The organism is Nitrosospira sp. Nsp11, from assembly GCF_900142705.1.
Classification (GTDB): Bacteria; Pseudomonadota; Gammaproteobacteria; order Burkholderiales; family Nitrosomonadaceae; genus Nitrosospira.
Map to the genome: position 1 here is coordinate 45,098 of NZ_FRBV01000009.1, position 13,826 is coordinate 58,923.

The window sequence follows — 13,826 nt, forward strand, 5'->3', positions numbered from 1 at the left end:
CTCGTATCTGCGTTCAAGAAGAGGTAGCGTTATGACATCCCTTGCTTCCCCGAGCGGAAGCCTCGAAAAAAATCACATCATTGATGACGACAGGCCCAAGGATGATCCCCTTCGCATGGATATCCGCCTGCTCGGCCGTATGCTGGGCGATACCCTGCGTGAGCAGGAAGGCGAGCCTACTTTTGATCTTGTCGAGAATATTCGCCAGACCGCGATTCGATTCCGGCGCGAGCAGGACCTGGAGGCGCGGCACGAACTGGACGTGATGCTGAATCAGTTGAGCAACAAGGCGACGGAAGCGGTGGTTCGCGCATTTAGTCAATTCTCGCAGCTTTCGAACATTGCCGAGGATATGCATCACAATCGCCGCCGCCGCAGCTATCTTCTCGACGGATCGCCGCCGCAGGCGGGCAGCGTCGCCCTCGCGCTGAAGAGGATCATCTCCAGCGGAACGAATGGCGCCGCTCTGGCCCGATTTTTCGATAAGGCGCTGATTTCGCCGGTTTTGACTGCACACCCGACTGAAGTGCAACGCAGAAGCATACTGGACTGCCACCTGGCCATTGCGCATCTTTTAAACGAGCGCGATCGCATGCAACTTACGCCGGATGAACTACGCAACAACGAAGAGGAGTTGCGTAGTGCCATCCAGATATTATGGCAGACCCGTATCCTGCGTTCGGCGCGCCTCTCGGTTTATGACGAAATCAATAACGGTCTCGCCTATTATCACTATACTTTTCTCACTGAGGTACCGCGCCTGTATGCGGAGATGGAGGATTTGCTGGAAAGTGGAATGGGCGCGGATGCGCCCCATATTCCCCCGTTTCTTCGCATCGGTAGCTGGATAGGCGGCGATCGCGACGGCAATCCTTTCGTCACCCATGAAGTCATGCTCCATGCGGCTGAGAGACAGTCGGCGCTGGCGTTGGATTTTTATATGGGTGAAGTACATCGGATAGGCCGCAGGTTAAGCCTGACCGAGCGCTTGGTGGATGTGGATGATGCCTTGGCGGCGTTGGCCGAGGCGTCGCCCGATCGCGCTCCCAGCCGTGCGGATGAGCCTTACCGCCGCGCATTAATCGGTGTTTATGCACGGCTCGCTGCCACCAGCCAGGGCCTCGGTCACGTAATCAGGCAGCGTCGACCGGTTGGACCCGCTGCACCTTACGGGAAAAGCACGGAATTCATCAAGGACCTTGATATCGTCATTCAGTCGCTCAAGCAGCACAAATCCGAATTATTGGCGCGCGGTGATCTGCGTCACCTGCGGCGGGCGGCGGAGGTGTTTGGCTTCCATCTCGCGTCGCTGGACATGCGCCAGCATAGTAATATACATGAGCAGGTCGTTGCGGAATTGCTCGGGCATTGTGCAAGGGACCGGAATTATTCCCAATTGAGCGAGACGGAACGGGTACAGTGGCTGCTGACCGAAATCAGCAGTCCTCGTCTCCTGCGCTCACCTTATCTGGAATACTCCGAACTTGCTCAGAGCGAACTGAGCATGGCACAAACGGCAACGGAAATTCATCGGCGCTTCGGTCGTGCCGCGTTGCCAAATTACATTATTTCCAAGACCGACGGCGTTTCCGACATACTGGAGGTCGCGCTGTTACTCAAGGAAGCAGGTCTTTTGCAACCCGGCGAAAAGCCGCACCTGCATCTCAATATCGTTCCGTTGTTCGAGACAATCGCGGACTTGCGCGGCTGTGGCGCCGTCATGGACGAATTATTTTCACTGCCATATTACCGCAAGCTCCTGGATTCGCGCGGCAATGTGCAAGAGGTGATGCTGGGTTATTCCGACAGCAACAAGGATGGCGGTTTTCTTGCAGCCAACTGGGAGCTCTACAAAGCCGAAACCGAATTGACGAAAATTTTTGCCAGGCACAAAGTTGAGCTGCGCCTTTTTCATGGACGTGGAGGCACGGTTGGACGTGGCGGCGGCCCCAGCTATCAAGCAATACTGGCCCAGCCACCAGCAAGCGTGAATGGTCAGATCCGCATTACCGAGCAAGGCGAAGTCATCGGCAGCAAATATGCCGACCCGGAAATCGGACGACGAAACCTTGAAACGTTGGTCGCTGCGACGCTTGAGGCTACGCTGCTGAGCCGCGATCCCCTTGGTAAACGCGCCACCGAGTATCACAATACTATGGAAGTACTCGCGCGCGATGCGCTCACCGCTTATCGCAACCTTGTATACGAAACCCCGGAGTTCAAGCGTTATTTTCAGGAATCGACCCCGATCAGGGAAATTGCTGGACTTAATATCGGCAGCCGCCCGCCATCACGCACTCAATCCGATCGGATAGAAGATTTGCGCGCCATACCCTGGACGTTCAGTTGGGGTGTCAATCGCGCCATGATTACGGGCTGGTACGGCTTTGGCACGGCCGTGGAAATGTTTGTCCAGCGCCAGGGCCGAGGCAAAAAAGGGCTGGGCTTCCTGCAGGAAATGCATAGTACCTGGCCATTTCTGCAAACCATGTTATCCAATATGGATATGGTGCTCGCCAAGACCGATATGGGCATTGCATCGCGTTATGCGGAGCTGGTTACCGATATCAACTTGCGCGAGGAAGTTTTTGGCCGCATACAGAAAGAATGGGATCTTAGCGTGAAGTGGCTTTTCGCAGTCACTGGCCGCACCGAGTTGCTGCAGGATAACCCTACACTTGCTCGCAGCATTCGTAATCGCACGCCGTATATTGATCCGCTCAACCATCTGCAGGTAGAACTGTTGCGGCGTTATCGTTCGGGCGATGCGACCGATGCCGTGAAGCGTGCAATACAACTCACGATCAATGGAGTGGCCGCAGGGTTGCGAAACAGCGGATAAGCTCATTTACGGCATTACCGGACTCCCTCTGAAAGATCATGTTCTCGCGACGAACCCGAATCCGGCAGTTGACCGCTTATTTGTCAACTAAGCGCTATAACTAAACAGGATTTTTTATATCCTGTGCTTCACCTTTTTGGTGGATTCGATACGGGGCGAATTCAGGTTTGAACAATGGTTGCCGCCGTTATAAAAGCCCCAACGGCTTGACGTGCTGAAACCCGCGCATTCGTTGCGACTTCTGAACGGTGGCAGTACTGGGTAGTTCGAACAATATTTCGGTAAGGCTGGAGATAGGTGTGGCTAAAAAACTTTATATTAAAACGTTTGGCTGCCAAATGAACGAGTACGACTCGGACAAGATGGCGGACGTGCTGCATGACGCGCAAGGCATGGAAAAAACAAATGATCCCGCCGAGGCCGATGTGATCTTGTTCAACACCTGCTCGGTGAGGGAGAAAGCCCAGGAAAAGGTATTTCATGATCTGGGACGCGTCAGGCATCTTAAAACGGCCAACCCGAATCTTCTCATTGGCGTAGGGGGTTGCGTCGCCAGCCAGGAAGGCGCAGAAATAGTGAAGCGTGCGCCATATGTCGATTTGGTATTTGGTCCGCAAACCCTGCACCGGTTGCCCCAATTGATTTCCGCGCGTCAAGCCACAGGCCGCCCGCAAGTGGATATCTCTTTCCCCGAGATTGAAAAATTCGATCACCTCCCGCCAGCACGTACAGAAGGTGCAACCGCTTTCGTTTCTATTATGGAAGGCTGCAGCAAATATTGCAGTTTTTGCGTGGTGCCCTATACCCGCGGCGAGGAAATCTCCCGTCCCCTGAGCAGCATACTGGCGGAAATTGCAGGGCTGGCAAGTCGAGGCGTCAAGGAAGTGACGCTGCTGGGGCAGAACGTAAATGCTTACCGGGGCATAATCGAATATGGGGAAGCCGGGGACGATCGGCAGATGGCCGATTTCGCGCTATTGCTTGAATATATTCATGAAATTCCCGGGATCGAGCGGATCCGCTATACCACCTCTCATCCTAAAGAATTCACTGAACGATTAATCCGGACTTACGAAACATTGCCGAAATTGGTAAATCATGTGCATCTGCCGGTTCAGTCAGGGTCAGACCGGATACTGGCGGCAATGAAGCGCGGCTATACTACCCTGGAATACAAATCCATCGTCCGCCGCTTGCGTAATATCCGCCCCGATATTTCACTTACCTCCGACTTCATCATAGGTTTTCCCGATGAAACCGAGGCGGATTTCGAGGCGACGATGAGGTTGATAGAAGAAACGAACTTCGATGGTTCATTCAGCTTCATTTATAGCCCGCGGCCCGGCACACCCGCGGCAGCCTTGCCGGACACTACGCCTTATGAAATCAAGCTCGAGCGGTTGCAACGCTTGCAGGAAAAAGTCGAGCAACAGGCGCGGACCATCAGTCGGAGCATGGTCGGCACGACTCAACGTATTCTGGTGGAGGGGCAATCAAAAAAAGATGCCAACGAGCTTTGCGGACGCACCGATAATAACCGTATGGTAAATTTTGTCGGCAACCCGGCAGAGACCGGGCATTTTTTAAACATCGAGATCTCTGCGGCGTTAGCGCACTCGTTGCGCGGGAAAATCGTGCAGCCCAAATTTACGGAACTTGAGTAAGATGTCCACGTGAGGTTGATTTGTGATGCGCCGCAAGCCCTCTTCACGTTCACTCCTTGCAAAGTACGGCTGTCGCTGCCAGAATTAAGTCCTCGCTATCGTGTCTTACAGCCTTTTTGAAACCCCAACCTGTCGAAATTTCTTTTTCCCCAGCTGATAACCAGCGTCTCGCCAACTTATGCGGTGCGCTGGATGAGAATCTCAGGCAGATCGAAACCCTACTCGATGTCACCATTGCGCGCCGAGGAGAACACTTCAGCCTACGGGGCAAATCCGCACAGACTTTGCTTGCCGCAGAAGCATTGCAAAATTTTTACAGCCATGCGCAACATCATTTGAGCATCGAGCAAATTCAACTGGGCCTGATCGAAGCGATGAATCCTCATCATTCGAAAAAACTTGCGGCTGCTACTGCTACGAAAGAACCGACGGAACCCGCGCTGATTACCCGCCGTAGCGATTTACGCGGCCGGACGCCTCGCCAGGTCGAATATCTGCAGCAAATCCAGACGCATGACATCACGTTTTCGATCGGTCCTGCGGGAACGGGAAAGACCTATCTGGCCGTGGCGAGCGCGGTGGACGCGCTGGAGCGCGATATCGTAGCGCGTATCGTACTGGTGCGGCCTGCGGTGGAAGCAGGCGAGCGCCTGGGTTTTCTGCCGGGCGACATGGCGCAGAAAGTGGACCCTTACTTACGGCCTCTCTATGATGCACTCTATGATCTGATGGGGTTTGATAAAACCAGCAAGCAGTTCGAGCGGAGCGCAATTGAAGTTGCGCCGCTGGCTTTCATGCGCGGGCGCACGTTGAACCAATCTTTTATCATACTTGATGAAGCGCAAAACACGACACCCGAACAGATGAAGATGTTCCTGACTCGTATCGGCTTTGGCTCCAAGGCTGTGGTAACAGGCGATATCACTCAGATCGATCTTGCAAAACATCAGAAAAGTGGCCTGGTAGAGGCCCAGCAGGTCCTGAAAAAAGTGCGTGGTATCGCTTTTACGCATTTTGGGGCGGAGGATGTGGTGCGGCATCCGCTGGTGCAAAGAATTGTCAATGCCTATGAAAAATACGAAAAAGACAAGTAACCTTTCCCCGGCTCCTACAGAAGTCTCGCACCGCGAAGTAAAGCTGAAATTGGCGACACAATACGCTGCCCGCGCTGCGGAGGCGCCCCCTAGATCGGCGTTTCGCAAATGGATCAAAGCCGCATTGACGCACGATGCGGAGATTGGGCTGCGCGTCGTTGATGAAGCGGAGGGCCATAGCCTCAACCGGAATTTTCGAAACAGGGATTATGCGACCAATGTCCTGACTTTTATTTACGATAATGCTGGGCCAAGCGCGCAATCCCTGGCTGGAGATATTGTGCTGTGCGCGCCGGTAATCGAAAGAGAAGCGCGTGAGCAACATAAAAATTTGACAGCGCATTACGCACATCTCACCGTGCACGGCGTCTTGCATCTTCAGGGCTACGATCATGAAAACGATGTTGAAGCAGCGGCAATGGAGCAGATGGAGGCCGAGTATCTCGAAAGACTGGGATATGAAAATCCTTACAGGGAATCTTTGGGGACCGCTGAAGAATGTTGATTATGGAGAGGTCCGCATGTGCTTGTCGGCATCTTCCACAGTTTATTTATTTCTTGTAAACGAACTGGCAAACGCATATGGATGATCCCCCGAAACCAGCCTTACTCGATCGCGTCAGCGCCTGGCTTTTGCGCAAGCCAGGGGATCGCGAGCAACTGATCGCGTTATTGCATTCTGCCTTTGAACGCAATTTATTCGATTCGGATGCCCTGAGCATGATCGAAGGGGTGATACAGGTATCCGAAATGCAGGCTCGAGATATCATGGTTCCGCGTTCACAGATGAGTGTGATCGATATCAGCGAAACGCCGGACAAGTTTATCCCGCTGGTTATCGAGACGGCCCATTCGCGATTTCCCGTGACTGAAAACGATAAAAATAATGTCATAGGTATATTATTGGAGAAAGATCTGTTGCGTTACTTTGCAGGAGAAGAAGAATTTGATGTACGCGATATGCTGCGGCCGGTCGTTTTTATTCCTGAATCCAAACGGCTCAATGTGTTGCTCAAGGATTTTCGGACTAACCGCAATCATATAGCCGTCGTAGTGGATGAGTATGGCGGTGTCGCGGGGCTGGTGACTATCGAAGACGTACTGGAGCAAATCGTTGGTGACATTGAGGATGAACATGATTTCGACGAGGCCGAAGACAACATCGTGCAGGATCCGGGCGGTCATTACCGTGTCAAGGCTATTACCGAAATCGACGATTTTAATGAAAGGCTCGGGACCGGGTTAAGTGATGTAGATTACGACACTGTGGGTGGTCTGGTACTGCATAAATTTGGCCGTTTGCCGAAACGAGGCGAATCGGTGTCTGTCGGCACTTTCAAGTTTACCGTGTTGCGCGCCGATAGCCGCAGGCTGTATACGCTACTGGTCGAAAAGGATAATGTCGAGCAGTGCTAACGTACAAAAAAGTCGGGGGTTGGATCAAAACCGGACTTCAAGATGATGGACCAATAATGTCCATCCTGGACGGAGCAGGACCTCAAAGCGTTCTGGCGCAAATAAGTGTCTTCGAACCGTGAGAACTATCAGCAACGCCTATTGCGGCCTGGATACGATACATCAGGCGCTGACTGAACCGCCAGTGGTGGAAGTGGTGATTGAAGTTCCGCGGGGCAGCTTCCTTAAACGCGGATCCACCGGTAGAGTCGACTTTATCTCGCCCCTGCCATGTCCGTTCAACTACGGCTCGGTACCTGGTTACATCGGCCTCGACGGCGATCTTCTGGATGCGCTGGTACTCGGCCCGCGCCTGTCGTTGGGCGCAAGGATACGCGTCAAAGCCTGGGGAGCCGTGATTATGACTGATGGCGGCTTGATAGACGACAAGCTTGTCTGTAGCGATTACTCTCCGAATGCGGCGCAGCGCCAGGAAGTATTGAAATTCTTCTACTTCTACGCAAAATGCAAGGGGATGCTGAATATCTGGCGAGGCCGGCCGGGGCGCAATGCATGTGAAGGCTGGTGCGAAGCAGTTCAGGCGCTCGGGCGCGCTCGGCCGCGAGACAATTTATTGCTTGAGCTGCCGCTCGACTAATTGTCTGCATCGTTCTCGTGCCCGGCGAACCCGCATTGATCAGCATGGCGGATTCTTTGCCAAACTTCACCAAGCATGCCAGAATTGCGCCCCTTATCAATCAAGCTGAAGTAACTTTCCCTGCCCATGCCTCTCCTCACTCTTGAAAGCGCTTGTCTTGCCTTTGGTCATCACACGCTGCTTGATCATGTAGACTTGCAGCTTGATACCGGCGAACGTATCGGGCTGATCGGCAGAAATGGCGGCGGGAAGTCGAGCTTACTGCGCATCATAGCAGGCGAAATCAAGCCGGACGATGGCAGGATCTGGCGCACGCCCGGATTAAAGCTGGCCTATGTGCCGCAGGAACCGGAGCTGGACCCCGCCCTTACGGTATTCGAGGAAGTATCCAAGGGATTGGGGAAAGTCAGCCAGGTGCTGCTTCATTATCATGAAGCGTCTCATCTCTTGAGCGACGGCACGGGAGACACCGAGGCGCTTCTTTCTCGCCTGCAGGATCTGCAAGCCGAAGTGGAAGCTCAAGATGGATGGCGCATCCAGGCCAGGGTGGAAACCGCTATCGACAAGCTTGATCTCCCCCCCGACGCTTTAGTGGGACAACTCTCCGGCGGACAAAAAAAGCGGGTGGCGCTGGCTCGCGCCCTGGTGGTATCTCCAGACGTGCTGCTATTGGATGAGCCGACCAACCACCTGGACTTTTCCTCTATCGAGTGGCTGGAAGGACTGCTGAAGGACTTTGCCGGAAGCGTGCTGTTCGTCACGCACGACCGCCGCTTTCTAAATAATGTAGCGACGCGGATTGTCGAGCTCGACCGTGGTAAGTTGGCAAGCTTCCCCGGCGATTTTGCCGAGTACCAGCGAAAAAAATTGGAGATGCTGGAAGTTGAAGCCGTCCACAATCAAAAATTCGATAAAGTGCTGGCGCAGGAAGAGGTCTGGATACGAAAGGGGATTCAGGCACGCCGTACGCGTAACGAAGGCAGGGTAAGACGATTGGAAGCGCTGAGAATAGAGCGCGCCGACCGGCGCGAAAAGATGGGGACGGTAAATCTCAACGTCGATGAAGGCGCCAAGTCCGGACGCATGGTGGCCGAACTGGAACACGTCAGCAAAAGATATGGCGACAAAATCATCATAGACGATTTCTCCTGCCGGATCATGCGCGGCGATCGCGTGGGATTGCTGGGACCTAATGGTGCGGGCAAGTCCACCTTGCTAAAGCTGATACTGGGCGAACTACCGCCGGATAGCGGCGATGTCCGACTGGGTACCAAGCTTGAGGTAGCCTATTTTGACCAGTTGCGCGAACAGCTGGACGAGGAGGCAACCCTGATAGACACGATTAGCCAGGGTTCGGATTTTATCGATATTGGCGAGACGCGCAAGCACGTCATCAGCTATCTGGAAGATTTCCTGTTTGCCCCACAGCGGGCGCGTTCGCCGGTAAAGTCTCTCTCGGGCGGTGAGCGCAACCGGCTATTGCTGGCGCGTTTGTTCACCCGCCCCGCTAACGTCCTGATCCTTGACGAACCAACCAACGATCTGGATATCGAAACGCTGGAACTACTGGAGTCGCTGCTGCAAAACTATTCGGGCACGCTGTTTCTCGTCAGCCACGATCGTGAATTTCTCGACAACGTCGTAACCCAGGTTATCGCCTTCGAAGGTAATGGCATACTGCGGGAATATGTCGGCGGCTATGAAGATTGGGTACGGGCAAAGGGATATCTGAAAGCTGCGGCAAAGGAACAGGCGGCAAAATCGCAACAGATCGCTCCGTCCAAGGCGCGCGAAGTGCGAGAACAGCCCATTCGGATTAAACTGGATTACAAGGAAATCCGCGAACTCGATGAGCTGCCTCAAAAGATCGAGCTTCTGGAGCGGGAACAGGCCGCCATCACCTGCCAGCTGGATACTGCGGATTTTTATCTCAATCAACCGGAAAAAGCGCGGTCCTTGCATGAACGCTTTGCCGGGATTGAAGAAGAGCTTATGAATTGTCTCGCCCGATGGGAAGAGCTTGAGGCAAAACGCCGGGTAAACGGTCAGAAATCATGACGATGAATTTCATTCCATATATCCCTATTCGATATATGTTATTGTTTTATAGATTTTATAGATTGACCAGGAATGGCACATCGTTTAGAGTCGCTCTTTTTGTAAAGAGGGGGCACTGATAATGAAAAGACCAGCAATAATAAGTTTATTTGCGTGGGGTCTGCTTCTGGCGGTCACCGGTACGGCTCAGGCAGCAGGTGATCCAGCTGCAGGGAAGCAGAAGAATACCATGTGCATCGGTTGCCATGGCATAGAAGGATACCGGACATCTTACCCGACGGTGTATAACGTCCCGAGAATTGGCGGTCAGCATGCAGAGTACCTGGTCAAAGCACTACAGGCGTATAAAACAGATGCACGCAGCCACCCCAGCATGAAGGCTATTGCCGCCCAACTATCGGACCAGGATATGGAAGACCTGGCGGCCTATTACGCTGGTGCCAGCGGAAAATAATTACTCATTACGCAAGGAAAGCCTCATGAAAAATTTCGTTATTGCCGCGGCGAGCGGCGCGCTGCTGCTGATTTCCAGCCAGGGAATGGCGGCCGATATTGAAGCTGGCAAGAAAAAAGCTGCAGAGGTTTGCGCTGCGTGTCACGGTCCGGACGGCAATAGTCCCGCACCCGCTTTTCCGAAGCTGAATGGGCAGCATGCAAATTATCTCGTTCACACGTTGAACGAATATAAGTCGGGCGTGCGCCAGGACCCCATCATGGCCGGCATGGCCGCCGCCTTGAGCAAGGAAGACATTGAAAATGTATCAGCTTATTTTGCAAGCCAATCCGGTCTGAAAACCAAATATTGATTCGGGAATTTCTGAATAAGCTCTACGCGAGCATGATCATGGTCCAATGAATGTAGGGATGGGTTGAGGAAAACAAGACGGATAGTGCGCGAACGCAGCGCAGAATAATGCGCTCCCGAAGAAGGTGCGCGCCTTGGAGTGGGGGTAGGCGCCAGGCGCAGTCGTTGGATCCCGTACTGCCCGACGCTCACTTCGGGGAACCCTTTGCGCATCGCTTGAGCGCCATCCCCATCGGTTTTCAGCCCACCAGCGCAGGCCCTTCCTCGGATGACATAGGAAGCTCTCCCTACAGGGAGAGCTTGTTCAGAAGTTGCGGGCGCGCTGGAAGCTAATGGCCCGCTGCTCTGAGTCCAGATAAATCGGACTGATGGCGTCACCTCAAATAAAGATCAATTTTGCCCCCGGTCCAGGCATTCAAAGTATACCGAAGCATCAAACGCCGATTGGTTGCGTTGTGCCTGCCAAATCATTTCCGCAAGACATTCCATGACTTGATGCGCGGCATCGTGTTCATTGCCGGTCAACTTCAGTAGACGTTCAAATCGCTTGCGAATACCGGCGGGCTGGTCTATTGAAAGCTGCTCCCCGATGGCAATATGCATGCCCATATGCAGAAATGGATTGGTATCGCCCGTTTCCGGCAAATAATCCTTGTCTTGGTAGCGTCCCGGATCATCAAGCATGGCGTGGTACTCCGGATGCAGCAAGATCACTTCAACTGCCATGTTTTCCATGTCGGAGAGTATCTCTCGCTGCCGATATTTGCGCCAGGTATCAAAGAAAAACTGACGCGCCTGTTCCCGCGAAGGATTAAACATCCAGACTGTGACCAAGCAGTATCATCTTTCTCAAAGTTGTTTTCCTTAAAGAGTTTTTTCCTTGAACTCGCACAAATCGTTAATGATGCAAATGGCACATTTCGGTTTTCTTGCGATGCATACATACCGCCCATGTAAAATAAGCCAGTGATGTGCATCGTGGCTGAACTCCTTCGGTATGTACTTCAGTAGTTTCAGCTCTACCTCCAGCACGGTTTTGCCGCGTGCAAGTCCGGTACGGTTTGCAACCCGGAAAATATGGGTATCCACCGCCATGGTGGGTTGGCCAAATGCAGTATTCAATATCACATTGGCGGTCTTGCGCCCCACGCCCGGCAGTTTTTCCAACTCTTCCCGGGTCTGCGGCACCTTGCTGCCGTGATGCTGGATGAGCAGGTTGCAAGTAGCGATAATATTTTTGGCCTTGGTTTTGTATAACCCGATGCTCTTGATGTAATCCCGCAGCCCGGCCTCCCCAAGGTCGAGAATTTTCTCAGGCGTATTTGCGGTGGAAAACAGTTTCCGTGTCGCCACATTCACGCCCTTGTCGGTAGCCTGGGCCGAAAGGATCACTGCGATAAGCAATTCAAAAGTCGAGCGATACTCCAGTTCGGTGGTAGGGTTAGGATTCACCGACTTGAAACGCCTGAATATCTCGTGGCGTATGCTTGAATTCATGAATTAATACGGCGGGATGTTGCCGGCATATCGACAGTGCTATTTTTCTTCGAAGCCTGCGCTTGAGCGGCCATGGCACGCTCAAGCGCAGCCTGAATAGTTGCTTTCTTGAGATCGGTGGTGGATGATGAAATGCTGCTCATGGCTTTGGTTTTTTGCGTAAGCCTCTCTTCGCTCTCCTGTTTTTCACGCTCGATCCTTTGCAACCTGAACTGATAACGTGCGCGAGCGCGGTCGGCAACTTGCTTGTCGTATTCAAGTATCAAACAGTCATCAATTTGGGCATCCTCATTATCCGCGGAACCAGCAGCTCGTGCTTTGGATGGAATCATGCTGATACAATCCACCGGGCACGGCGCCACGCACAATTCGCAGCCGGTGCATTCGGCAGCAATGACAGTATGCGCGTGGCCAGGCGCTCCCACGATCGCATCCACCGGACAAGCCTGAATACAAAGCGTGCAGCCTATGCAGGGCTGCTCGTCAATGAGTGCCACTGTCCTGGGTTTGGGGAAACCGTGCAGGGTGTTCAGCGCCATGGGCCTTATCCCCAACAATTCTGCCAGCTTGCGAATGCCCTTGTCGCCACCCGGAGGACACTGGTTGATGCTGGCATGCCCTTCAGCAATGGCCCTGGCATAAGGTTCGCAACCGGAGAATCCGCACCGGCGGCACTGGGTTTGCGGCAGGATCGCATCGATTTCCGCTACCAGCAAATTTTCTTTCATCTCGAACCCGCCCGTGAAGAATGCTGCGCGTCTGAGGCGCACAATGCATGCGCAATCTCCCGTATCAGGCGAGGGCCGCGATAGATCAGGCCGCTGTATATCTGGACCAGGCTTGCGCCGGCCTCGACTTTTTCCACAGCATCCGCTGCGCATAGGATGCCGCCCACCCCAATGATGGGCAGCGCCCCTTGCAGCACGCCATGCAAGCGCCGGATGACCGCGGTGGCACGTTTTGCCAGCGGTCCACCGCTCAGTCCGCCAGACTCGCATGCATAAGGCAGTGTTTCTATTCCAGCTCGGGAAATAGTGGTATTCGTCGCGATAACCCCGTCTATACGATGTTTCATCAAAAGTGCCGCGATGGAGTCGATTTGCTGTGGATCGAGATCAGGAGCTATTTTTACGGCGATGGGCGTATATTTTCCGTACTCGTCGGAGAGCTTTTGCTGATTGAGCTTCAGCATATGCAATAGATGATCCAGTTCTTCAGCGTTTTGTAGTTGACGAAGGGAAGGCGTATTAGGCGATGAAATATTGATAGCGATGTAATCGGCGTAGCGATAGGCTTTACGCAGGCAAGTCAGGTAATCGTCGACAGCCTTTTCAATTGGCGTATCGAAATTTTTTCCGATGTTGATGCCGAGTATGCCGCGATAATTTGCACGCCTGACATTCGCCATCAGTTTATCGATACCGTCATTGTTAAAGCCCATACGATTGACAATGGCACGTGCCTGAGGAATACGAAACAGCCGGGGTTTCGGGTTTCCTGGCTGTGCACGAGGTGTAACCGTACCGATCTCGATAAAGCCAAACCCGAGCGCTGCAAGCGCGTCTATGTGCTCCCCATTCTTGTCCAGTCCGGCAGCCATTCCAACGGGATTGGAAAAATCGAGACCCATGACGTTGCGGGACCGGCATGCTATTGCGGCACGGCGGATCAACCCGAACCGATAAGCCTTCTCGATTGCATCAAACGTAACTCGGTGAGCTGTTTCAGGTTCGAGACTGAATAATAACGGACGAAGTAAGGAATAGAACATGGATTTATTTTAACACTGGGAAAGTGCCGAGTCTGTAAAGGA

Annotated in this window: 13 protein-coding genes; 9 read left to right on the forward strand and 4 right to left on the reverse strand. The window is 53.2% G+C overall.

Annotation, left to right across the window (positions count from 1 at the left end; all coding sequences use genetic code 11):
- Nucleotides 1-115 precede the first annotated feature (115 nt).
- The 9 genes from ppc (at nt 116) to BUA28_RS10670 (ending at nt 10,517) form a co-directional block, all read left to right on the forward strand.
- Nucleotides 116-2,842 carry a phosphoenolpyruvate carboxylase gene (ppc, locus tag BUA28_RS10630; protein WP_256598302.1) on the forward strand — a complete coding sequence of 909 codons (2,727 nt, stop codon included), beginning with the start codon at nt 116-118 and terminating at the stop codon, nt 2,840-2,842.
- 299 nt (nt 2,843-3,141) lie between these two features.
- Nucleotides 3,142-4,506 (forward strand): tRNA (N6-isopentenyl adenosine(37)-C2)-methylthiotransferase MiaB, encoded by a 1,365-nt coding sequence (miaB, locus tag BUA28_RS10635; RefSeq protein ID WP_072768105.1) that lies wholly within the window; start codon nt 3,142-3,144, stop codon nt 4,504-4,506.
- Between the two features lie 116 nt (nt 4,507-4,622).
- On the forward strand, nt 4,623-5,600 hold the full coding sequence (locus BUA28_RS10640; protein ID WP_072768106.1) for a PhoH family protein: 978 nt from the start codon (nt 4,623-4,625) through the stop codon (nt 5,598-5,600).
- Nucleotides 5,575-6,105: an rRNA maturation RNase YbeY gene (ybeY, locus tag BUA28_RS10645; protein WP_083569966.1), complete on the forward strand. Its 531-nt coding sequence runs from the start codon at nt 5,575-5,577 to the stop codon at nt 6,103-6,105. Before BUA28_RS10640 ends, ybeY begins: the two co-directional genes overlap by 26 nt.
- Before the next feature lie 77 nt (nt 6,106-6,182).
- The gene (locus BUA28_RS10650; RefSeq protein WP_072768108.1) at nt 6,183-7,016 is read left to right on the forward strand and encodes an HlyC/CorC family transporter; all 834 of its coding nucleotides are present in this window, start codon (nt 6,183-6,185) and stop codon (nt 7,014-7,016) included.
- A 118-nt stretch (nt 7,017-7,134) separates the two neighbouring features.
- The gene (locus BUA28_RS10655) at nt 7,135-7,653 is read left to right on the forward strand and encodes an inorganic diphosphatase (RefSeq protein WP_218587260.1); all 519 of its coding nucleotides are present in this window, start codon (nt 7,135-7,137) and stop codon (nt 7,651-7,653) included.
- A gap of 126 nt (nt 7,654-7,779) precedes the next feature.
- Nucleotides 7,780-9,711, forward strand: coding sequence for an ATP-binding cassette domain-containing protein (locus BUA28_RS10660; protein ID WP_072768109.1), 1,932 nt, complete (start codon nt 7,780-7,782; stop codon nt 9,709-9,711).
- A 121-nt stretch (nt 9,712-9,832) separates the two neighbouring features.
- Nucleotides 9,833-10,165: a c-type cytochrome gene (locus BUA28_RS10665; RefSeq protein ID WP_072768110.1), complete on the forward strand. Its 333-nt coding sequence runs from the start codon at nt 9,833-9,835 to the stop codon at nt 10,163-10,165.
- A 25-nt stretch (nt 10,166-10,190) separates the two neighbouring features.
- Nucleotides 10,191-10,517: a c-type cytochrome gene (locus BUA28_RS10670; RefSeq protein WP_072768111.1), complete on the forward strand. Its 327-nt coding sequence runs from the start codon at nt 10,191-10,193 to the stop codon at nt 10,515-10,517.
- Nucleotides 10,518-10,906: 389 nt separating this feature from the next.
- Here the strand turns inward: BUA28_RS10670 and BUA28_RS10675 are convergent, their stop codons facing one another.
- From BUA28_RS10675 to BUA28_RS10690, 4 genes are read right to left on the reverse strand one after another with little or no spacing between them, the layout of a single operon-like run.
- On the reverse strand, nt 10,907-11,335 hold the full coding sequence (locus tag BUA28_RS10675; RefSeq protein WP_072768112.1) for a DUF1841 family protein: 429 nt from the start codon (nt 11,333-11,335) through the stop codon (nt 10,907-10,909).
- Nucleotides 11,336-11,380: 45 nt separating this feature from the next.
- Entirely contained in the window at nt 11,381-12,013 is a 633-nt protein-coding gene (nth, locus tag BUA28_RS10680; RefSeq protein ID WP_072768113.1) for an endonuclease III, read from the reverse strand.
- Entirely contained in the window at nt 12,010-12,741 is a 732-nt protein-coding gene (locus BUA28_RS10685) for an RnfABCDGE type electron transport complex subunit B (protein WP_072768114.1), read from the reverse strand. Before BUA28_RS10685 ends, nth begins: the two co-directional genes overlap by 4 nt.
- Complete coding sequence (locus BUA28_RS10690) at nt 12,738-13,784, reverse strand: quinone-dependent dihydroorotate dehydrogenase (protein WP_072768115.1); 1,047 nt, start codon at nt 13,782-13,784, stop codon at nt 12,738-12,740. Before BUA28_RS10690 ends, BUA28_RS10685 begins: the two co-directional genes overlap by 4 nt.
- Between the last annotated feature and the right edge of the window lie 42 nt (nt 13,785-13,826).

Coding starts and splice junctions, on each gene's coding strand:
- nth (WP_072768113.1), bottom strand. CDS start 12,013: ATGAATTCAAGCATACGCCACGAGATATTCAGGCGTTTCAAGTCGGTG.
- ybeY (WP_083569966.1), top strand. CDS start 5,575: ATGAAAAATACGAAAAAGACAAGTAACCTTTCCCCGGCTCCTACAGAA.
- BUA28_RS10670 (WP_072768111.1), top strand. CDS start 10,191: ATGAAAAATTTCGTTATTGCCGCGGCGAGCGGCGCGCTGCTGCTGATT.
- ppc (WP_256598302.1), top strand. CDS start 116: ATGGATATCCGCCTGCTCGGCCGTATGCTGGGCGATACCCTGCGTGAG.
- BUA28_RS10675 (WP_072768112.1), bottom strand. CDS start 11,335: ATGTTTAATCCTTCGCGGGAACAGGCGCGTCAGTTTTTCTTTGATACC.
- BUA28_RS10685 (WP_072768114.1), bottom strand. CDS start 12,741: ATGAAAGAAAATTTGCTGGTAGCGGAAATCGATGCGATCCTGCCGCAA.
- BUA28_RS10690 (WP_072768115.1), bottom strand. CDS start 13,784: ATGTTCTATTCCTTACTTCGTCCGTTATTATTCAGTCTCGAACCTGAA.
- BUA28_RS10665 (WP_072768110.1), top strand. CDS start 9,833: ATGAAAAGACCAGCAATAATAAGTTTATTTGCGTGGGGTCTGCTTCTG.
- BUA28_RS10650 (WP_072768108.1), top strand. CDS start 6,183: ATGGATGATCCCCCGAAACCAGCCTTACTCGATCGCGTCAGCGCCTGG.
- BUA28_RS10660 (WP_072768109.1), top strand. CDS start 7,780: ATGCCTCTCCTCACTCTTGAAAGCGCTTGTCTTGCCTTTGGTCATCAC.